The following is a 21,660-nucleotide window of genomic DNA, read 5'->3' on the forward strand; positions in this document are numbered from 1 at the left end:
TATCACTCCTTCGTTCCAACCGTCGATTTCTGAAAAACCGGGAGATCATCCCGGACCCTCTTCCATCCTTCGTACACGCTTATGTCCTCATGCGCCCCGGCGAGGACAAGGCCCTTGGGCTTGAGCTTCTCTTCCCACTCCTCCAGGACCCTGAGCTGAGCCGAAGGCTCGAGGAACGAGAGGACATCCCGTGCCACAATGAGATCTATACCAACAAACGGGTTGGCGTTCAAGACATCATGATATTCGAAGACGATGGCGTCCTTGATCTCCTGCGAGAAGGTGTAGCCGTTCCGGCCCTCAACCAGGAAGGAATGGAGCCAGGAGGGTACCTCCTCCCTGTTCACCACGAGATTGGGTGCCATGGAGACGCTCAGGAGGTCTACATCCTGCGCCCAGATGGTGAGGAGCACACCGGGATATCGGTTCCTGAGGAGCGCGGCGAGAGAGTAGGTCTCATACCCTTTTCCACAGCCGACATTCCATACCTTGTAGGGCGGCGACACCTCCTTCGGCAGGCTCTCCGCCACACGCGTCGCGTACTTCTCTCCCCAGAACTCTCCGGTATGCGGGGAGAAGAAAGGAGAAAGGAACTCCCGGGCGTCCTCCTCTTCCTGGAGCTGGAGTTCCTTCCCCTGAGCGGCCCGCTCCTGCTTCCACTCCTCCCACCGGCCTTCCACCCATGCTTCGTTGAGAGCCGTCACATGGAATCCCGCGAGGGCGGCGAGCCCTTCTTTTATGAACTGGAGGTCCTGCTCTTCCTTCCTGCGCGGGGCGGGGACCTTCTCCTTCGGGGCTTTCGAGGCCTTCTCCTTTCTGATCTCGGATGCAGGAGCCGAGTCTTCCGGGGCGGATTCCTCTTCCTCTCTTCCGAGAATACGCTCTATGTCGAGAACGATGTAGAGCCTCTCTTCGTGCTCCACCACACCGCTTATGAACCGAACGTTGATATCCCCGAAGAGGGGGTGGGGAGGCTGAATCCTCCGGGAGGGGACGGCGACTACCCGGTCGATGGCGTCCACCACCACCCCCACCAGGGTATCCCCCACGTGTACGATGAGTCCGGTATCCGGCCGGCCGGGGGTCTCCTCGAAGGGGAGATTGAACATCCGCCTGAGGTCCACCACCGAGATGATCTCACCCCTCAGGTTGTAGACCCCCCGGACATAGGGAGGCGTATTGGGCACATAGGTGTACTGGGCGAACTTCGCGATCTCCTTCACCTTCATGATATCCACGCCGTAATCCCGTCCGCCCAGGGAAAACGTCACCATCCTGAAATCGGGGATCTCTATCTCCTGGACCTCTTCCTCCTCGTCCCACGCATCTTCCACCGCGTCCTGTTCCTTCAGGTCAGCATCTTTCACCGCCATGCAGCACTCCTAGAGGATACTGGTATCGCGCTTCTTCCGGGCCTCGCGCTCCTCCTTGAGACCCAGTTCCAGAAGCTGAGGGACGTCGATGATGAGGGAGACGGTGCCTTCACCCGTGATATTGGCCCCCGCGATGCCGGGCGTATTCACGAAGTGATCCCTGAGAGGCTTGATCACCACGTCCTCCTCTCCCAGGATGCCATCCACCACGATCCCCATCTTACGTTCCCCGCTTCCCACGATGACCACGAAGAAATACTCCTTCTCCTCATCCGTGGGGATTTTGAAGAGACGGTTCAACCTGAGGAGGGAGACCACCTCCTCCCGTACGTCGAAGACCTCATACCCGTCGATATATCGGATGTCCGAAGGACGTATCCTGTGGCAGTCCACCACCGAGGTGATGGGGATGGCGTAGCGTTCGCCACCCACCTGCACCAGGAGCCCCTGTATGATAGCGAGGGTGAGGGGGAGCTTGATGGTGAACCGGGTACCCTTTCCCTGCTCCGACCAGACCGAGATGGACCCGTTGAGCTTCTCGATCTGCCGCTTCACCACGTCGAGCCCCACGCCCCGGCCCGAGAGATCGGTGACCGACCGTGCCGTCGAGAAACCGGGCTCGAAGATGAGGTTGAAGGCCTCCACCTGGGAGAGGATCTTGTTAGGATGGATGAGTCCCCGTTCCACCGCACGTTTCCGCACCGCCTCTACGTCTATCCCCCGTCCATCGTCGATGATCTCTATCACGATGAGATTGCCTTCGTTCCGCGCCCTGAGGACGATAGTACCCTCTTCCGGCTTCCCCGCCTTTTTCCGCTCTCCGGGGCCCTCTATACCGTGGTCGACCGAGTTCCGCACACAGTGGATGAGAGGATCGAGGAGATCCTCGATCACCGACTTGTCGAGCTCGGTCTCCTGCCCCTCGATGATGAGATTGATCTTCTTCTTGAGCGACCGTGAGAGATCCCTGACCAACCTCGGGAAACGCGCGAAGATCTGCGAGATGGGGACCATGCGGATACGCATCACCGCTTCCTGCATCTCTCCGGTGATACGGTTGAGCTGCTGGGTCGCCTCACGATACTTGTTCAATATCCCTTTGAACGAGGCCTCCACCGGATCGAACATCTCGAAGAGTTCACCGTACTGCTCCTGGAGCATCCGCCGCACCTGTTTCTCGGAGACATCCTGCTCCACCATCATACGTGCGAGCTCGGGGATCACGTCCATGAGGCCTCTGAGTTTCTCGCCGAAGAGCGACTGGAGGGTCTGGAACTGGGTGAACGTCTCTCCGAACTGGACGGAAATCTGATTGAACGTGGCCTTGTTGATGACCGCCTCGCTCACGAGATTGAGGAGGGCGTCCACCCTCCCGCTGTCGACCCGGAGAATGGACGTGGCCACCGACTTCTCGCGCACAGGAGCAGCGGGTGCCTTCTTCGGGAGCTCGGGGAGCGGCCCCTCCTCCTCTTCGGCCGGAACGGGACCCACCTCTTCTCCCCCGCTCTCTGCTCCTTCCTCCACGCCCTCGGGCTCCCCGCCTCTCCCTTGTGCCTCTTCCCCCTCCTCGGGGAGGCTCACCCGCTCCACTTTCACGTCCTTCGCCACGTCACTCGGGAAGACGATACGGGAGAGGAGCTCCTCCTCCGAAAGGGAAGAGGCCACGTAGTACACCACCACCGGGAAGAACTCGTCCTCGTAGAGCTTCTCGAAGGGAGGATCCGTCCTGAGGACCGCCCCCAGATCCTTGAGCAGGGCGAAGCCCTGGATCCCTCCCACCGTGTTCATCACATTCGACTCGTCGAACGTGACCTGCACCCTGTAGACGGTGTGCCTCGACGGGGCCGCCTCGAAGAGCTCGCGTATCTCCTCTTCCGAGAGGCTCTCTCCTCCGGTGGAAGCGGCCTTGCCTCTGGAGGGAGCGCCTTTCCGGGACGATCCGGCTTTCTTTCCTGATGCAGGGGGTTCCGCAGGCGGGTGTGCTCCGGCTCCCTGGAGGGCCTTGAGGCGTTCCAGCAGAGCAGAGACATCCTCTCGGTACACGTCTCCCGCTTCTCTCGCCCCGAGCATGGCCTTGAGCACGTCGAGCGAGGAGAGAAGCAGGTCCACGATCTCCGAGGAGACCTTCACCGTGCCGCTTCGGATCTCATCCAGGGCATCCTCGAGGGCGTGTGTGAATTCCGCGAGTTCCTCCATCTGGACGGTCCCCGCTCCCCCCTTCAAGGTATGGGCCGCCCTGAAGATCTCGTCTACGGCCTCGGAGTTGCCCGGATCCTGTTCCAGCACCAGCAGGTTCTGCTCCATGAGCTCCACCTGCTGGTAGGCCTCTGCAAAGAAATCTTTGAGAAGCTCTTCATTGTGAGGGTCAAGATAGTCGCTCATTGTCTCCTTCTATCTTTATATAAACCTCCCTATAAGTCAAGCTGAAAACGCTCAGTAGGAAAGGCCGTATCCATAAGGAAACAGGGCCTTTTCCGGGTGATGCCCACTCTCCTCGATGGTGAGAGGGAGCACCTCCATGCTCCTGGGCCAGACGAAGGGTAGCTTTCCCGTGGGCGCATAGTCCCCGAAGAGGACATCGGCGATCCCATCCCCTTCGGTACCCGGCAGCCACACCGCGAGGAGCGCGTCCATGGAGTCGAGCAGATCGGTGATAATGCGGGGTCTGCCGCTCACGAGAACCACGACCACCGGCAGGCCGGTCTGCGAGGCATGGATGATGAGTTCCGCGTCCTCCCTGGTGAGCGAGAGATCCTGTCTGTCGCCGTACATCTCGGCATAGGGCGTCTCTCCCACCACCACGATGATCACATCGGCCTTCACCTGCGCGAGCTGCGAGGCCCGCCGTACGTGCGTCACGAGGGAAGGATCGCTCACGGCCTTCCTGATCGCCTCCAGGATGGTCGTCCCCTCGGTGACCCTCCCCCGCTTCCCCTGCCAGGTGATGGTCCACCCACCGCACTGGACTCCCAGATCGTCGGCCTTGTCACCGAGCACGAGGATACGCGTACCTTCCTTCTTCAAGGGAAGGACCCCTCCATCGTTCTTGAGAAGGACCACCGATTTTCGGACCGCCTCACGGGCGAGGGCGCGATGGGGCTCGCTCCCCACCATGGAGAAATCCACGTCCTCCTGTATGGGACGTTCGAAGAGTCCGAGACGGAACTTGGTGAGGAGGATACGGTACACGGCTTCGTCTATGCGCTTCCGCGATACGACCCCCTCCTCCACCAGCGACTTCACCGCCGCCACGAATCCCCGGTAGTCGTCGGGTATCATGATCATGTCCACCCCCGCGTTGATCACCGTGGCGAGCTTCTCCTCGAGCGAACCCGGCAGTTCGGTGTGGGCCGCCCAGTCGGAGACGATGAGTCCGTCGAACCCGAGTTCTCCTCTGAGCACACCCTGGATGAGGTCGCGGTTGGCGTGCATCTTCACCCCGTTGATGCTCGAGAAGCTCACCATCACCGATCCCACACCCGCCTTCACCGCCTCCACATAGGGACGAAGGTGCACCTTCCTCAGCTCCTCCTCGGTGAGCCGTGCATCACCCCTGTCCTTCCCTCCTGTGGTCCCGCCGTCTGCCACGAAGTGCTTGGCCGTCGCGAGGATGGTATCTGGCCGGGCGAGGCTCTCCGGAGCAGGTACGCCCTGGAACCCCCGAATGAGCGCCGCTCCCAGCCGAGCCACGAGCTCCGGATCCTCGCCGAACCCCTCGTACGTCCTTCCCCATCGTTCGTCCTGGGGGACCGTGACACAGGGGGCGAAGGTCCAGTGGATACCCGTGGCCACCACCTCCTCTGCCACCGCCCGGCCGATCCGCTCGACGAGCTCTGGATCCCCGGTGGCCCCCAGCCCTATATTGTGGGGAAAGATCACTGCACCGTGGACATTGTTGTGACCATGCACCGCATCGATGCCGTAGAGTATGGGAATACCCAGACGGGTACCGAGGGCCTCTCTCTGGAAGCCGTCCACCATCTCCTTCCACGACTCGGGGGTATTCCGCCGCGGCGCAGAACCTCCCCCGCTCAGGATGGCTCCCAGGCCGTACTCGGCGATGTCGTGTGGGCTCTTGAGATACCCCCTGTCGACCATGGCCATCTGACCGATCTTCTCCTCAATCGTCATGTAGGAGAGGAGGTCCCGCGCGCGTTCCTCGGGAGAGAGGGACGAGTCCCTGAACCTGCCTCGTGAAGGATCACCCTTCACCCCACATCCCCATGTGGGAAAGAGAAGAAACACGATCATGAGCAACCAGACCGGCTTGTGGTTTTTCATTTTCCCCTCCTCTTTGCTGTGTTATCGTTACCAACCGTCTCACAAAAGAGGGAGGGCATGCAACCCTCCCTCGTCGCTCAGCCATCCTTTTCGTCGTAGTACTTCCAGCACGCCACCCAGTGGTCCTCGTCCTTTCGATGAAGGGGTGGAGTCTCCACTCGGCAACGGTCCTCCGCCACGGGACACCGGCCGTAGTAGGGACACCCCAGAGTCCCGTCACCCACCTGCTCCTTGAGGCGGATCTCCACCTCCTCCCATTTTTCATCCAATCTGGGTACAGCGGCCATGAGCATCTTGGTATAGGGATGGAGCGTGTCGTGGTAGACCTTCTCGGTGGAGCCCATCTCCACCACCCTCCCCTTGTACATGATCACCGCCTTGTCACCTATGTAGTACCCCAGGGCGAGATCGTGCGTGATGAAGAGGACCGAAAGCCCCCGCGCCTTGAGATCGCCTATGAGGTTGAGCACGTCCACGCGGGTAGAGGCATCCAGCATGCTGATGATCTCGTCCGCCACCAGGAACTTCACGTCGAGGAGCAGGGCCCGGGCGATGAGGAACCGCTGGAGCTGGCCCCCGCTCAGCTGATGGGGGTACTTGTTGAGTACGTCGGGAGGGTTGAGGCCCACCGCGCGGAGGGCACCCTCGACCTTCTCCTTCCATTCGGAGGCGGAGGTTGAAGGGTAGAATTCCTCCTTCACCAGGCTGAAGATACGATCCGCTTTGAAGATGGGGTTGTACGAACTGAAGGGATCCTGGAAGACCCCCTGTACGTAGCGATAGTACTCCTTGAGCGACGCCCCCTTGAGGAGCGAGATGTCCTGGCCGTCGAAGAGGATCTTTCCCTCCGAAATCCCTATCAGCCTGAGGATCATCTTCCCGATGGTGGTCTTCCCGCTTCCGCTCTCCCCGATGAGCGAGACCACCTCTCCGTCCGCGATATCGAAGCTCACATCGTCCACCGCCCTCAGGGTCTTCCGCCCGAAGGCCCCTATCCTGTAGATCTTCGAGACATGCTGCAGTTCAAGCATCGCTCCCTACCTCCTTCCAGCAGGATACCCAGTGTCCTTTTTCCACTTCGATCACGGGTGGTTCCTCCACACACCGTTCGTGGGCGAACGGGCACCTGTCCCTGAATCTGCATCCCCGGGGGGGATCGAGGAGGAGGGGCGGCTTGCCCGGTATTCCCTTGAGCCGCTTCTCGCCGAACTTCACCCCTATCTCGGGGAGCGACGAGATGAGCATCTGGGTATAGGGATGCCGAGGCTCCCGGATGAGCGTGGAGGTGGGGGCCCGCTCGGCGAACTTGCCCGCGTACATCACCATGATGCTGTCGGCGATCTGGTAGAGGATCGAGACGTCATGGGTGATGACGATCATCGACTTCACGAACTCCCTGTTGCGGAACTCCACCAGCATCTCGGCGATCGCCTTCTGGGTGGAGACGTCGAGGGCCGAGGTGATCTCGTCGGCAATGAGGACCGAGGGGTTCAGGAGGGTGGAGATCACCATCACCATCCGCTGCTTCATCCCACCGGAAAGTTCGATGGGGTACATGTCGAGCACCTTCTCGGGCAGCTCCACGAGCTCGAGACGGCGTGTGAGCTCGGGGAGCAGGGCTTCGAAATTCTCCCCCTTCGCCTCGAGGATCTCGGCGATCATCCGACCGATCTTCCTCGTGGGATTCATCGCATTCATGGCATACTGCGGCACGGTGGAGATGGTGCGGTACCGATATTCGTTCATCCTCTCGAAGTCCCATATGGGAAGCTCGTCCCCGTCCACGGTGACCGAGCCCTCCACATAGCGCATGGGCGGCTTGAGGAGCACCAGACTGTTGCCGAGCGTGGACTTTCCGCACCCCGACTCCCCCGCGAGCCCCATGATCTCTCCATCTCCTATGGTGAAGGTGACCCCGTCGAGGGCCTTCACATCACCCCGGAGGGTCTGATAGTACACCCTGAGATTCTCTATCTGTAGACTCATGCCTCACATCTCCCTGAGTTTGGGGTTGAAGACCTCGTCGAGCCCTACGTTCGTGATGTAGAGGGCCCCCACTATGGCGGCGATCGCGAGCCCGGGCGGCACGAACCACCACCACACACCGAGCTGGAGCGCGCTCCAGAGCACCGCGTTGTTCATCATGAGTCCCAGGGACATGGCGTTGGTGGGGCCGAGACCGATGAAGTCGAGAGTCGCCGCATTGAGTATGGCACCACCGAACTGGAGGATGAACGTCATGAAGAGGTATGACATCATGTTGGGGGCGATCTCGGTGAGGATGATCTTCCCCGAACGCATCCCCGTGATCCGCGCGAGGTCCACGAACTCCCTGGCCCTCAGGGAGAAGGTCTGTGCCCTGATGGCGCGTGCCGCCCACGGCCACGCGGTGAACCCTATGAAGAGGGCCTCGCTGAAGATACTCCGCACCTTGAGGTAGGCCGCAATGATGAGAAGGAGGGCGAAGGTGGGAATCACGATCACGATGTTGGTCAACATGTTGAGGGCCTCATCGACGACTCCGCCCCTGTATCCCGCGACGAATCCTATGAGCATACCGATGAGGGTACCGAGACCTCCTCCAAGGAGGCCCACGATGAACACGGGTCTCAGGCCGTAGACGAACTGGCTGTACACATCCTGGCCGAAGGTGGTGGTCCCGAACCAATACTCCGCGTTCGGAGGCTGGTTCGGAGGCCCCACGTACTCGTTCGGATCGTACTTCGCAAAGAGAGGCCCCACGAGGGCCACGAGGAGGAAGAACCCCACGATGGCCACCCCTATCCTCACCCGCGTGTTCCTCCATGCGAAGAACAGGAGCTCCCTGAAGGACGACATCTGAGGCTTGACCTCCTGGGGAGGTTCTGCCCCTTGTTGTACCTCGTGAATCATTTCCCTGTCACTCATGCCGACTCTCCTGTAAGTCCGTAACGGGTTCTCGGATCGATGAGGATGTAGATCACGTCGATGAAGAAGTTCGCGAGAAGCACCCCGATGATGATGAAAAGAAAACATCCCTGGAGGAGGAAGTAGTCCTTGTTCTGAATGGCGGCCAGGATCTGATACCCTATGCCGGGATAGGAGAAGACCTGCTCGGTCACGAGGGCTCCCGCGACGATCGTCCCCAACTGGAGGGCGAGCCCGGTCACCTGGGGCAGGATGGCGTTCCGGAAGGCATACCGACGGATGAGCCTCCGGGGTGCACCCAGGGCCTCGAGATAGCGCGAGTAGTCCGCCTCCAACTCGTAGATGATCATGTTCCGCATGCCTATGGCCCATCCCCCGAACATCACCAGGAAGAGAGAGGCGAAGGGCAGGAACCAGTGCCAGAGGAGATCGAGGAAGAATCGCACCGAGAGATGCGGCACCAGACCGAAGCTGTAGGCCCCGGCGATGGGAAAGACCCCGAAGGCCGTGCCGAGCACCCAGGCGAGGATGATCGCCATCCACATGTAGGGAGTGGCCGTGAGGAAGTACCCCACCGGCAGCAAGGTGTTGTCGAGCCGCTTCCGCCTGGCGGCGAAGGCCCCGAACTTGTTCCCCGCCCACCAACTCAAGAGCACGGCGGGAAGGAGGAGTGCGATGTCATAGGGCACGGCCTCCATGATGACCTTCATCACCGGCGTGGGAAACCGGTAGATGCTGATCCCAAGATCACCCCTGAAGACCGCCCCCCAGAAATTGAGATACTGTTTCCACAGGGGCAGATCGAGCCCGAAGGCCTGAGTGTAGTGACTGTAGATGATCTTGTACGCATCGGGCCTGAGCTGGGCCCTCGCGAGCATCGACTGTATGGGATCCCCCGGCATGAAGCGGGGAATGAGCCAGTCGATGGTGACGGCCACGAAAAACGTGAGGAGATAGACACCTATCTTCCGGATGAAGTAGCGTTTCACGTATCCTCCTGAGCTTGTTGATACCCTCTTGTTCCATTATAACGCCCGAATCCGATCCGTAAAGACTTTTTGCACTGGAATTGAGGGGGAGAAGAAGGCCCTCCCCCCTGGGGAGGGCCTCGACGTGCTTACTGCTGTGCGGGCTTGAGTTCGGTGAGGGTGAGGAGACCACCCACCTGGACATACCCACCCCACAGACACGGCATGTAGTCGGGGGTATCCGGGGCTGCGGTGGGCCAGTTGGTCCACACGGAGGTGTTGAACTGGGCCCAGAGGCCGTTGAACCAGAGCGGGATGGCCACCATCTCCTTAAGCTGGATCTCCTGGATCTTGGAGATCACCGCCTTCATGCCCTCGGTATCGTCGGTGGGCACACGATTGAGCTGTTCCACGAGGTCGAAGATCTGCTGGTTGTTATACCGGCCGAAGTTACCGTTGGGCATGTTGTCCGAGATGGGATGGTAGAACACCCAGTTGTAGAAGGTCCACGGGGTGTTGCTGAGACCGGAGCCAAAGTTGTTGATCGCCATGTCGAAGGTGCCGCCGTAGAGCTGGTCGGAGTATCCACCGAAGTCGGGGTACTCGGGCTCCACGTTGATACCGGCGGCCTTACACCCCTCGGCCACGATCTTGATGGACTCCATCCAGTCGGTCCACCCGAACGGCACGATCACCGAGAGCCTGATCTTGGACCCGTCCGGCGCCTCGACGAACCCGTCGCCGTCCACGTCCTTGTAGCCCGCGTCGGCGAGGATCTTCTTCGCCTGGGCGGTATCGTACTTGAACCCGTACCTCGCCACCACGTTCTTGTCGATGTACTTGCTCCAGGTGGGGAGCAGGCCGGTCGGATCCGAAGCCTGGACGAGGCCTGCGTAGGCCACGTTCACGATCTTCTGGGTATCGATGGCGAAGGCGATGGCCCTCCGGAAGGCCGGATCGTTGAGAGGCTTCTTGGTGAGGTTGAGCCAGAGGAACGCGGTATTGGCCGAGAGCATGTACGGAGGCCCGTCGTAGTAGGTCTTCACGTACCCCTGCTTCACCAGGGCGGCGATCCCGGGCAGGAAGTTGTTGGACAGGTCGAGCTCACCCTTCACCACCATGCCGAGCGCCACGTTATTGCTCGAGTTGCGGATGTCGACGATGTACTTGGGAGCAACCTTCTTGCCGAGAAGCTTGGTGGCCCACCAGTCTTCGTTCCGCACCCAGATCATACGATCTTCACTGTGCCCGTAGTACTTGTAGGCACCGGAACCCACGGGGTTCTCGTTCGCATCGTTGGCCACGTCCTCCTTCCCCTCGAAGATGTGCTTGGGCACGATCCCCTGGGTGTAGAGGGTGTTGTCCCACGACTGGTAACGCGGATCGCTGAACGTGAACCGCAAGGTGTAATCGTCGACCTTCACGATCTCGGCGAGCCAATCCCAGATGGTGCTCAGGGACACGCTCTGCTGCTTGGCGAGCTCGAAGGTGAACTTCACGTCTTCGGCGGTGAGAGGCTTGCCGTCCTGCCACGTGATCCCCTTCCTCACCTTCAGTTCGTACGTCTTGGCGTCCACCCACTTCCCGCTCTCGGCGAGCCATGGGATGAACTCGTCCTTGAGCGGATCATAGAGGAAGAGAGGCTCGTAGCAGAGCCCGATGGTACCTGTCGCCACCGCCCACGGGGTGTAGGGGTTCCAGTTGGACGGTGGGGCCCACATGGTACCGCTGGAGTACAGGGTCTCGTTCCTGGGGAACTCCACCACCTGCTGAGAGGGAGCCGCGCCGGCCTGCTGTGCAGCTTGACCGCTCGCGAACACCACACCCGCAAGGAGGAAGAGACTCAAGACCACGGTAAAGGCTTTTCTCATGACAGTCCCTCCTGCTGTGATATAACTACCCCAATGACATTGGGGTTGTGCGATCCTTGGTTATTGTATCACATCAACGAAAGTATACCCCCGGCTTTCCGGAGCTGTCAAGCTTTTTTTGGAGTAGTCAATCAAGTTCTTGTTGTACTCTTTCCTGGGATATGATATAAAAGTAGCATGGCCAATGCGCGTACCATCAATGCCATCAATATCTCGCGGGTCCTCAGACACGTGTGGCACTTTCCCCGGAAGAGCAGGAGCGAGATCGCCGAGGATCTGGGCCTCGACAAGTCCACGGTCACGAAGATCGTGGCATCCCTCGAACAGATGGGTCTCGTCGTCCCCCGCGAGGAAGGCCCCTCGGGTCCACGTGGCGGAAGGAAACCCATCTACCTGGGCATCAATCCTTCCTTCGGGATGGTCCTGGGGTTCGAACTCCATACCACGACGTATTCCGCCATCGCGCTCGACTTCACGGGAAAGGAACTCTTCTACAAGGAGGCCGCCCTCCCGGAGGAGGACGATATCATCCTCATCACCGCCCGCATGATCGAGGAGACCAGGGAGGAGGTCCGAGCCCTCGGCCTCCCGCTCGCCGGCATGGGGATAGGGCTTTCAGGTCTGGTCGATCCCTTCGAGGGCGTGGTGCACCGCTCCAATCCCTTGGACATCACCTCCCCCACCGCACTCGTCCCTCCCCTCGAGAAACGGTTCGGACTTCCCGTGTTCATCGAGAACGACGCGAACTGCTGTTGCTGGGCCGATCTCCTCCAGACGAGGGGCGCCCGTGAGGGGAACGCACTCTTCATCCTCTCGGAATTCCGCCAAACCAGTGCCCACACCGTTCCCCAGATGGGGATCGGCATCGGCATGGCGTTTCTCTTTCACGAGGGGGTCTTCTACGGTGATCACTTCATCGCAGGAGAGTTCAAGAGCATCCTCTGGCGACCCCCGAACGTCACCCAGTTCAGCATCCCGGACGAGGAAGCGGCGCGCATACCCGACCCGCAGGTGGTGAAGAAGGTCATCGTGGAACTGGGCAAGCACGTGGCATTCCTGGCCAACACCCTCGACCTGAGCCGGATCGTGGTCTGCGGTGATCTGGAGGCCTTCGAACAGGAAGTGAAGACCATTTTCATGGAAGAGATTCAGGCGAACTGGCTCTATCCCGAGCAGACTTCCCCACGCATCGAGATGTCGCCTCTCAAAGAGAAGACCGTGGCCTACGGCGCCGCAGGCTGCTTCCTCGAGCGTCTCTTCAGCGTGCCGGAGGTGGTACCCGGCTCCAGGGTCCTTCCCTCGGGCCTGAACCTCCTCGAGCTGGTGCTCGAGCACTGGCAGGGGGGGAATCCTGATACTCCGCCACGCACGTATGTACAGTCAGAGGATTCTCGTCTATAGTCTATAGTATGACGGAACAGGAATTCCGGAAGGCCTATGAGGGGATTCTCGAGGATCTGGAGCGGTTGCCCGATCATGCTCCGGACATCATCCAAAAGACAGCGGCCCATCTGGACATGCTCTCCTTTTCTTTCACGCAGGGCAAGCTCGATCTCGACCTCGTACGCATCACCAAAGCACAGTTGAGGGAAGAACTCGAGCGACTCGCCTCGCTCGGCCCCGAGGAGTTCGAGGCCGAACTCAACATGGAGAAGCCCTACTCGGGAGGGGACAGGGAGGCATGGGCCCGGAAAGCGAAACTTCAGAGGATGCGATTCCTCCTCGACAAATACGCCTTCGTATGCAGACTCAGGGACAACGACCCCGAGACATGGGACGCGGTGAACGAGCTTTTCTACGACGATTGACGGACTCGCCTGCTCAGCCCTGGGCCAGGTCCTTCACGTATACGCGGGAGTTGCGGGAAGGGAGGTAGCGACGGCGGCGCTCGGGGGGAAGCTCCTCCGGGGTTGAAAGTGAGAACCCCATCTGCTCGAACCAGTCCGAGGCCTGTGTGGTGAGGGCGAAGAGACGTTTGAGCCCTGCCTTGCGCGCCTGATCGATGAGAAACGTGGTGAGCCTGCGACCGATCCCCAGGTGCCGCACCGTGGAGTCCATGGCCAGTCCGGCCACCTCACCTTCCTTCCCATAAATATAGAGAGCTCCGCACCCGTAGATGCTCCCGTCGAGCTCGTACACGTAGAAGTTCTGATATTCGTTCCGGAGCTGATCCGCGCTCCTCGGGAGGAGCACTCCCTCGCGGATGAGGGGATCCATGAGCCTGAGCACCGCGGGAACATCCTCCTCACGCATGGCTCGGATACTCTCGAACTCGTTCCTGTGAATCATGGTCCCTACCCCGAGATTGGAGAAGATCTCCTTGAGGAGGACCCCGTCGATCATGGCGTTGAGGATGTGTACCCGGTCCACGCCGGCCCTGCACGCACGACTCGCGTGAGCGATGTGCTCGAGATGGGAGCGGCTGCCCGGATTCATCTCGAGGAGGGCTTCGGCCTGCTCCACGGTGAGTCTGGAGATATACCCTTCCTCGGTGAGGACCACTCCCTCGGGGAGGAGGAGATCGGCGGCCCTGTAACCCGGTCGATCGATGAGGTAGAAGAGCTTCTCCGCCGAGACCTGGGCGGCGATGGTGCCGGCGAGTTCGTTGGAGGAGATGTTGTACGGCTTGCCCTGGGCGTTCCACCCCACGCAGGGGAAGATGGGAACGATCTCATCGTGAAGGAGCTTCACGACCGGCTCGATGTTCACCCGTTCCACCCTCCCGGTGCGCAGGAAGTCCACCCCGTCTATCACCCCGAGGCTCCGGGCCCGCACCCAATTGCCCACCACGGCATGGATCCCCTCCCCCGCAAGGGCGGTCATGAGCCTGGTGGAGACATCAAAGGCCGCCATCTCGATGAAGGGCATGGCCTCTTCCGGCGAGATGCGCACCCCGTCCTTCTCTTCCCAGGAGATGCCGTACTGCCTGCAGATCTCGTCGATCCGCTCCTTTGCCCCGGGAACGAGGATCACGTTGATTCCCGCCTGTCTGAGGAGCGCGATGTCTCTCACCAGGAGCGGAGCGTGGGGAGCCTGCAGCGCACGGTAGTCCACCTTCACCACGAAGGTGGCCCCCCGGAACCTGCGGAGATAGTAAAAGACCTCCCGTATGAGTTCCACGTGCTCCTGAAGGTTCATAGGGGTATATGCCGTCCTTCCCTCTCAGGAGAGATAGTGCTCGGCCTCGTCCGACCTCTTGTATCCGGAGACGAGCTCTTCTTTCAGGAACCACACCGATATCTCGTATGCGGCCTCCTCGTCCGTAGCCGAAGCATGGATGAGATTGCGGACACTCCCTTGGGCCGAATTGCTGTATTCATAGGTATGGTGGGCAAAATCGCCCCTGATGGTCCCAGGAGGGGCGGACGCGGGCTCCGTGCTGCCGCAGAGCTTCCTCACCACCGGCACCACGTCCACCCCTTCGAGCACGAAGGCCACCACGGGGCCGGAACAGAGGAATTGCACGAGCCTGTTCCACACGGCCTCTCCGTGTCGTACCGCAATATCCTCGTATCGGTAGTGACGTCGTGCGCGCTCCTCGTCGGGCACGAGCATCTTCATGGCCACGATCTTGAGGCCCGCATCCTCGAACCTCGTGAGGATCCTTCCCACCAACCCTCGCCTCACGCCATCGGGCTTGACGAGACAGAGGGTACGCGTGATCTCCCGTGTTCCCATGTCCCTATCTTACGAGACATCCCCCTTCTGTCAAGCAGTTTCATTGACGAGCGTCATACTCCTTCACTATAGTTAAAGAGGGAATCCTTCTCTCCCTCTTCTCAAGGAGGATCCATGGTCACGGTCACGCGAGTCCCCGTGAAACTGAGACCCAACCCTCAACGTGTCCTCCTTCGGTACTTCAGCCCCGGGGAAAAGGCTCGGATAGAACACATCCTTGGGAGGATACTCACCCTCTCGGAAGAAGAGGTGGCGGAGCATCTTTCCTCGGTATCAGCGCGTTTCTCCCACCATGAGTCCTACCTGAAGGAACGCCTCTCCAGACACTTCGAAAGGATTCGACCCTACCTCTTCCTGGATGCCGAACTCTCGGAGGAGAGGAAACTCTTCATCGGGAGCTTCTTCACGAGCGAGTATTCCATAGAGGCCTCGGCGCTCTTCAATCCATCCATCGTTCCCCATCCGGATCAGAGCGGGCTCCCCGAGGGGGCCGTCCGCTTCGTCCTCTCCCTACGGGCCACGGGTGAGGGACACATCTCCTCCCTCGTCTTCAGGGAAGGGGTCTTCCATCCCGACGGCCGGGTGACGGTGGAGGAATCCGGGGCCCGCTACGTCCTTCCCCCTCAAGTCATCGCCAATTCCACCTACAACAAGAGGGAGTTCATCGCAAAGCTCACTGAGGCGGGTTACTACAACGAGTACGCCGAACTGCTCCTCTCCCCTCTCGAAGAAGAATTCGGCTACCGCGATCTCATCCGGAGGATCGAAGAGCTCAGGGAGGCCACCCCCACCCACACGCGCCCATTCCTCGGAACGCTCGAGGCGATAGAGTGGCTCGCGAGCTTCAACCAGGAGGTATACTTCCCGCCGGACGTACCGATCGACCGGCGGGTGATCCCCCCTGCGACCGTGGTCGATCTCAAGGGGATAGAGGACGCCCGGTTCGTACGCTTCGTGGACGAAAGGGGAGCCGTCACCTACTACGCGACCTACACCGCCTACGACGGCACGAGCTTCTCACCACAGCTCCTCGCGACCAAGGACTTCACCCACTTCAGGTTCATCTCGCTCACGGGCAAGGCGGTGAAGAACAAGGGCTTCGCGCTCTTCCCCCGGAAGATAGGGGGAAAGTACTGCATGCTCGGCCGCCAGGACAACGAGACCATCACCCTCATGTTCTCCGATCACCTGAGCTTCTGGAACGAGTACCGGATCATCCTGAGACCGAAGTATGTGTGGGAGTTCATCCAGATGGGGAACTGTGGACCGCCCATAGAGACCGAGGCGGGGTGGCTCGTGATCACCCACGGCGTGGGGCCCATGCGCCACTACGCTCTGGGGGCGGTGCTCCTCGATCGTGAAGACCCCCTCCGCGTCCTCGGGCGACTCAGGGATCCGCTCCTGGAAGCGGTGGGTGAGGAGCGGGCGGGATACGTGCCGAACGTACTCTACAGCTGCGGCTCCCTCCTGCACGAGGGGAGGCTCCTCATCCCCTACGCGATGTCCGACTACGTGACGAGCTTCGCCATCGTACAGGTGGATGAACTTCTCGAGGAACTACTTCGCTGCGGTCCCTAGAGAAGGGATGTCCGGCTCTGGGGGCCGAGACGCTACCCCATTGAATTGAAAGGAGGACTGCATGCGTATAGGGATGATCTCCACCCATCCGCCCATAGAGTGCGGTATCGCCACGTACTGTCAGTACCTGGTGGAAGCCCTCAGGTTCCACCAGATGGAGATCTTCGTGATGAGCCCCTTCGGCGCCCAGGGAGAGCGTGTGTTTCCGGTCTTTCCTCCCGGGAGCGATACCTTCGCCCACATGGTATTCAAGCTCAGTACGTCCATGACCCCCGACATCATGCACATACAGCACGAGTACGGCCTCTATGGAGACCAGCGGGGCATGGAGATCGTCGATCTCACACTCCGTTACCATCTGGTGGGTATCCCGGTGGTCATCACCCTCCACACCGTGTACGAGCACCTCTCACGGGAGGAGAAGATCGTACTCCACCCTCTCCTCTCGGCGGCGTCCGGTGTCATCGTGCACGAGGACTTCCAGAAAGCGTCCCTCCTCGAGGGTTTACCCGATATCCCCTCCCTCGAGTCGAAGATCGCGGTCATCGAACATGGAATCAGGACGGTTGGCCCGGTACCCAATGCGAAGCATATCCTGGGACTCGAAGGCAAGAAGGTGCTCCTCCTCGCCGGCTACTTCAGGCCCAGCAAGCGGTTCGAACTCATCGTCGATCTGTTGCCCCGCCTGGTGGAGAGGGTGGAGGACCTGGTCCTCGTAGTGGCTGGCAAGACGAGGAACCTGGAGTACGACGAGTACCGCAGACAGCTTTTCGAAAAGATCCATTCCTCCCCCGTGGAGGACCGTATCCTGGTCTTCCGTGGTCAGTTCCCCCAGTACACGTTCGACACCATCCTCTCTGCGGCCGATGTGGTGGTGCTCCCTTACGAGAAAGGGGCACAGAGCGGGATGCTGGCCCAGTGTTTCGCCGCACACAGACCGGTGATCACCTCCGGGCTTCTCGCCTTCAGAAAGGTGATAGAACGCAGCGGAGGAGGTCTCATCGCGGAACAAGACGAAGACTACCTGGAACTCATCCCCCGTGTGCTCAACGACAAGGCTCTCTATGCCCGGCTTCAAGAGAACATCCGTCGTTACGTAGAGAAGAGGGCATCCTGGAAAAAGGTGGCCGAAGCCCATATCGAGGTGTATCGAAGGATCCTCGGCTCCACTCTGGGGAAGGCCCGCTACATCTACATCCCCGAACCGGCACAGGACGATCGGGTGAAACCGTTGTCACCCCGTATCCCCGCAGAAGGAGGCATGCATGGAACGACATCCTGAGAACCCCCTCATACGACCGGAAGACGTATCCCCCTCCACTCCTGAGTATGAAGTGGTCGGAGCCTTCAATCCCGGCGCCGTCAAGGTGGGCGACGAGTACCTTCTCCTCCTCCGTGTAGCCGAACGGGTGCGAAAAGAGGAGGGGTGGATACGGGTGCCCCATGTGGAGTTCAGGGAAGGGGGCAACGGCATCCCCTCGGTCCTGTCATTCAGGGAAGACGATCCCGATGTACGCCTCAAGGACACCAGGGGGGTGGTGTACAAGGGCGTGGACTACCTCTCCACCATGAGCCACATCCGCCTCGCACGAAGCAGAGACGGGGTACACTTCACCGTGGAGAAGGACCCCTTCCTGTTCCCCGCCTCTCCCGCCGAGCGGTTCGGGGTGGAGGATGCCCGGGTGGTGTACCTGGAGGGCAGGTACTGGATCACCTTCACCGTGGTTTCCCCCGACGGGTGGGCCACGGCCCTCGCCTCCACCACCGACTTCCGATCGGTAGAGCGCCACGGCATCATCTTCCATCCGCAGAACAAGGATGTCTGCATCTTCCCCGAAAAGATCCGAGGAAGGTACGCAGCCCTCCACAGACCCAACAACGAAGGCTTCGGAAAACCGTCGATCTGGTACGCGGAATCGCCGGACCTCCTTCACTGGGGAGCGCACTCCTGCCTTGCCCGACCACGGCCCACCGTGTGGGAGGCGATGAAGATAGGGGGCGGCGCGCCTTCGATCAGGACGACGAAGGGGTGGCTCCAGATCTACCACGCGAAAGGAGAGGGACAACGCTACACCCTCTTCGCCCTTCTCCTCGACCACGAAGATCCTCGGAAGATCATCGCGCGGGGTACCGTTCCCCTCATGGAACCCGAGGCACCCTACGAGAAGGAAGGCTTCTTCGGAAACGTGCTCTTCACCAACGGGATCATCGCCCACGAGGACGGAACGCTCTCCATATACTACGGCGCGGCGGATCAGTATACCTGCCTCGTCCGCACCGGACTGGAAGAGGTCTTCGCCCATCTCGAGGCCCACGGTGACCGCGGGTCTCGAGCAGCAGGTTGATCGCTTACATGAGGGTACACAAGAGGCCCACCCTCAGGGTGGGCCTCTCTTTCATCACTCCACGAACACCTATCTGGGTACCTTGAGGCCGATCACCACCTCGGTGGTGCCCCGGAGCACGCTGAAACGTACCGTGGCCCCCGGCCTGCTCGTCTCGGCGAGAGCTCCGTAGAAGTCCTTCACCGACCTCACGGCCCGGTCTCCCACAGCGGTGATCACATCCCCTGCACGAAGGCCGGCCACCGCAGGTGGAGTCCCGGCCGCCACCTGTACCACCAGGACGCCCGTACGGGCCTCGACCCCGTACCGCTCACGCACCTCGTCGGTGAGCTGAGTGACCATGAGACCGGGCCATAACTGCTCCACGGACCGGGAAAGCTCATCGTCGGTCTTCCTCTCCCCGAGGCGCACGGTGAAGACCTTGCTCCCGCCCTGCCTGAGCACCTCTATCTCAACACGCTCGCCGGGGCTCCGCATCCCGATCTCCCGGGAGAGCTCCGAGGCCTGGGTGATCACGGTGTTCCCCGCCCGCACCACAAAGTCCCCCGGCCTCAGCCCCGCCTGCCACGCGGGGGACCCCACGTACACGTTGGAGATGAGCGTTCCCTTCTTCCCCTTGATACCGAGAGCCTCGGCAAACCCGGGGAACGCCACGTCCGAAGGGTCGAGGAGGGTCACACCCAGCCATCCATAGGCCACGTGCCCTCTCTCGATGAGCTGTTCCATGGTCCGCTTCGCCACGTTGATGGGGATGGCGAACCCGAGCCCCACGTTGCCTCCGGTCTGGGAGGCGATCCACGCGTTGATCCCTATCACCTCGGCGTCGAGGTTCACGAGCGCCCCGCCCGAGTTGCCCGGATTGATGGCCGCATCGGTCTGGATGTAGTCCGTGAACTCACCGATCTGCGTACCGGGGGGGCTCTTCCTCCCCAAGGCGCTGACTATGCCGGCCGTCACGGTGGACTCGAATCCGTACGGATTACCCACCGCGAGCACCCAGTCGCCCACCTCGAGGGTGTCGGAGTCGCCCAGCCGGGCCACCGGTATCTCCTCGGAGGTCTCAAAAGAGACCACCGCGAGGTCGATCCGCTCGTCCTTCCCCACGATCTTCGCAGGAAAGGTCCGCTGGTCGTAGAGTTTCACGCTGATCTCGTCCGCATCCCCCACCACGTGGGCATTCGTGAGCACGTAGACCGTCTTGCCGTCACGACGTACGATCACGCCCGAGCCGAGTCCGCTCCGCCTGAACTCCCGTTCCTGGAACTGCGGTGTCCCGAAGAAGAAGTCCCAGGGGGACTCGAAGGAGGGCACCCGCTGCTTCACCACCTCCACCACGTTGATCTCCACCACCACAGGGAGGACATCACGTGAGACCCGGTTGAATATCTCCTCAAAGGCCCTCGGGTCGACATAGGTCTTCTCGACCACCCGTTCCTCCCTCACGGGGACCGCAGAGGGAGAGGGATCGGCCGTCTGACCGGCTACCGTAGTGGAGTCGACGAAGGCCACGTTCTGCTGCGCCTGCGTGCACGCAACCACGAGGAACACGAACGCCACGGCTCTGAGGACAAGATTCCGCTTCATATCGCTCCTCCCGCATCACGAGCTTCTCTCACAAAAACGAATCCGGCCGGAAAAAGTTACAACACAACAGGGGCTGCCCATCGGGCAGCCCCTGCAGCCACTCAGGCGGTCTTCACCTCTATCTTCTTCGGTTTCGCGCTCTCCTTCACCTGGAGGGTGAGAAAGAGCACACCGTTCTCCAGCCGGGCCTCGATGGACTCGGGGTCCACGGTCTCGTCGAGGGTGAAGACCCTCCTGTAGTCGCACATCCTCCGCTCCCTCACCAGGTAGGCCCCCTCAGGAAGGGTGTCCTTCCTGTGCCCCACCACCGTGAGGGTGTTGTCCTCCACGGAGATCTCCACCCCATCCTTGTCCACGCCCGGCATCTCCATCCTCACCACGATCTTCCCGTCCTCCTCGCGCACGTCGTACACAGGAGGCCGGAAGACCCGCTCCTCTTTCCTCGCTTCCTGTTTCTGGAGTTCCTTCCTCTCTTTCATGGCACACCTCCTTCCCCGGGATTACTTCACCTGCACGGCGATCTTCTTGGGCTTCTTCTCCTCCCTCTTTGCGATGGTGATGGTGAGCACCCCGTTCTTGAGCTCGGCCTTCACCGCATCGGGATCGATGGAATCCGGCAGGGAGACCGTCCTCTGGAACGCACCGCTCCAGGACTCCTTACGGTAGTAATCTCCCTTCTTTTCCTCCTTCTCGTCCTTCTTCTCGCCCTTGATGGTCAGTACGTTGTTGGTGAGGGTGATGTCGAGATCCTTCTCGCTCACACCCGGGAGGTCGCAGGAGACGATCACCTCGTTGTCGGTCTCCATCACATCGAGACTCGGCGAGGTGACTCTGTCGAACAGACCTGTGGTCTCAGGCCATACGAGGTCGAAGACCCGGTTGATCTCCTCCTGTATCCTGTCCAGCTCGTCGAGCCAAGTGTCGGTCGTCCTTCTCACGAGATCCCTTGCCATATCTCCCTCCTTACGTACGGTGTGTGTATGGAGCCCACCACGTGGGCCGGAGCGATTTTCGCTCCACATGCAGATTAGCAAATGCCGTGCCAACCCAATGACAAGTGCACATCTCATTTGTT

General features: G+C 60.6%; 18 protein-coding genes. 5 read left to right on the plus strand and 13 right to left on the minus strand.

Going from position 1 to position 21,660, the window contains the following annotated elements:
* Positions 1 to 2 precede the first annotated feature (2 nt).
* From SPITH_RS09160 to SPITH_RS09195, 8 genes are all read right to left on the minus strand, one after another.
* Positions 3 to 1,373 carry a chemotaxis protein CheW gene (locus SPITH_RS09160; protein ID WP_014625380.1) on the minus strand — a complete coding sequence of 457 codons (1,371 nt, stop codon included), beginning with the start codon at positions 1,371 to 1,373 and terminating at the stop codon, positions 3 to 5.
* Between the two features lie 9 nt (positions 1,374 to 1,382).
* The gene (locus SPITH_RS09165; RefSeq protein ID WP_014625381.1) at positions 1,383 to 3,755 is read right to left on the minus strand and encodes a chemotaxis protein CheA; all 2,373 of its coding nucleotides are present in this window, start codon (positions 3,753 to 3,755) and stop codon (positions 1,383 to 1,385) included.
* 51 nt (positions 3,756 to 3,806) lie between these two features.
* A complete protein-coding gene (locus tag SPITH_RS09170) occupies positions 3,807 to 5,654 on the minus strand; it encodes a glycoside hydrolase family 3 protein (protein ID WP_014625382.1) in 1,848 nt (615 codons plus the stop codon).
* 77 nt (positions 5,655 to 5,731) lie between these two features.
* On the minus strand, positions 5,732 to 6,685 hold the full coding sequence (locus tag SPITH_RS09175; protein WP_014625383.1) for an ABC transporter ATP-binding protein: 954 nt from the start codon (positions 6,683 to 6,685) through the stop codon (positions 5,732 to 5,734).
* Complete coding sequence (locus SPITH_RS09180; RefSeq protein WP_014625384.1) at positions 6,678 to 7,640, minus strand: ABC transporter ATP-binding protein; 963 nt, start codon at positions 7,638 to 7,640, stop codon at positions 6,678 to 6,680. The genes SPITH_RS09175 and SPITH_RS09180 overlap by 8 nt, the downstream gene beginning before the upstream one ends.
* 3 nt (positions 7,641 to 7,643) lie before the next feature.
* Positions 7,644 to 8,561 (minus strand): ABC transporter permease, encoded by a 918-nt coding sequence (locus SPITH_RS09185; protein ID WP_014625385.1) that lies wholly within the window; start codon positions 8,559 to 8,561, stop codon positions 7,644 to 7,646.
* Positions 8,558 to 9,550: an ABC transporter permease gene (locus SPITH_RS09190; RefSeq protein WP_014625386.1), complete on the minus strand. Its 993-nt coding sequence runs from the start codon at positions 9,548 to 9,550 to the stop codon at positions 8,558 to 8,560. Before SPITH_RS09190 ends, SPITH_RS09185 begins: the two co-directional genes overlap by 4 nt.
* Before the next feature lie 128 nt (positions 9,551 to 9,678).
* Positions 9,679 to 11,400: an ABC transporter substrate-binding protein gene (locus tag SPITH_RS09195; RefSeq protein ID WP_014625387.1), complete on the minus strand. Its 1,722-nt coding sequence runs from the start codon at positions 11,398 to 11,400 to the stop codon at positions 9,679 to 9,681.
* A gap of 177 nt (positions 11,401 to 11,577) precedes the next feature.
* Between SPITH_RS09195 and SPITH_RS09200 the strand changes: the two genes are divergently transcribed.
* Positions 11,578 to 12,801 (plus strand): ROK family transcriptional regulator, encoded by a 1,224-nt coding sequence (locus SPITH_RS09200; protein WP_014625388.1) that lies wholly within the window; start codon positions 11,578 to 11,580, stop codon positions 12,799 to 12,801.
* Positions 12,802 to 12,809: 8 nt separating this feature from the next.
* Entirely contained in the window at positions 12,810 to 13,208 is a 399-nt protein-coding gene (locus SPITH_RS09205; protein WP_014625389.1) for a hypothetical protein, read from the plus strand.
* Between the two features lie 13 nt (positions 13,209 to 13,221).
* On the opposite strand, the gene argA is transcribed toward SPITH_RS09205, so the two are convergent.
* Together argA and SPITH_RS09215 are read right to left on the minus strand one after the other, a co-directional pair.
* Positions 13,222 to 14,538 carry an amino-acid N-acetyltransferase gene (argA, locus tag SPITH_RS09210; protein WP_014625390.1) on the minus strand — a complete coding sequence of 439 codons (1,317 nt, stop codon included), beginning with the start codon at positions 14,536 to 14,538 and terminating at the stop codon, positions 13,222 to 13,224.
* A gap of 24 nt (positions 14,539 to 14,562) precedes the next feature.
* On the minus strand, positions 14,563 to 15,078 hold the full coding sequence (locus SPITH_RS09215; RefSeq protein ID WP_014625391.1) for a nucleoside-diphosphate kinase: 516 nt from the start codon (positions 15,076 to 15,078) through the stop codon (positions 14,563 to 14,565).
* A 114-nt stretch (positions 15,079 to 15,192) separates the two neighbouring features.
* On the opposite strand from SPITH_RS09215, the gene SPITH_RS09220 reads away from it, so the two are divergent.
* From SPITH_RS09220 to SPITH_RS09230, 3 genes are all read left to right on the plus strand, one after another.
* Complete coding sequence (locus SPITH_RS09220) at positions 15,193 to 16,656, plus strand: glycoside hydrolase family 130 protein (RefSeq protein WP_014625392.1); 1,464 nt, start codon at positions 15,193 to 15,195, stop codon at positions 16,654 to 16,656.
* 61 nt (positions 16,657 to 16,717) lie between these two features.
* On the plus strand, positions 16,718 to 17,938 hold the full coding sequence (locus tag SPITH_RS09225) for a glycosyltransferase (protein ID WP_014625393.1): 1,221 nt from the start codon (positions 16,718 to 16,720) through the stop codon (positions 17,936 to 17,938).
* Complete coding sequence (locus tag SPITH_RS09230; RefSeq protein ID WP_014625394.1) at positions 17,922 to 19,001, plus strand: glycoside hydrolase family 130 protein; 1,080 nt, start codon at positions 17,922 to 17,924, stop codon at positions 18,999 to 19,001. The genes SPITH_RS09225 and SPITH_RS09230 overlap by 17 nt, the downstream gene beginning before the upstream one ends.
* Before the next feature lie 69 nt (positions 19,002 to 19,070).
* Here the strand turns inward: SPITH_RS09230 and SPITH_RS09235 are convergent, their stop codons facing one another.
* From SPITH_RS09235 to SPITH_RS09245, 3 genes are all read right to left on the minus strand, one after another.
* Entirely contained in the window at positions 19,071 to 20,585 is a 1,515-nt protein-coding gene (locus tag SPITH_RS09235) for a Do family serine endopeptidase (RefSeq protein ID WP_014625395.1), read from the minus strand.
* 101 nt (positions 20,586 to 20,686) lie between these two features.
* The gene (locus SPITH_RS09240; RefSeq protein ID WP_013314512.1) at positions 20,687 to 21,064 is read right to left on the minus strand and encodes an Hsp20/alpha crystallin family protein; all 378 of its coding nucleotides are present in this window, start codon (positions 21,062 to 21,064) and stop codon (positions 20,687 to 20,689) included.
* 21 nt (positions 21,065 to 21,085) lie between these two features.
* The gene (locus SPITH_RS09245) at positions 21,086 to 21,538 is read right to left on the minus strand and encodes an Hsp20/alpha crystallin family protein (protein ID WP_013314513.1); all 453 of its coding nucleotides are present in this window, start codon (positions 21,536 to 21,538) and stop codon (positions 21,086 to 21,088) included.
* Positions 21,539 to 21,660 lie beyond the last annotated feature (122 nt).

This window comes from Spirochaeta thermophila DSM 6578 (genome assembly GCF_000184345.1).
Taxonomy (GTDB): domain Bacteria; phylum Spirochaetota; class Spirochaetia; order Winmispirales; family Winmispiraceae; genus Winmispira; species Winmispira thermophila.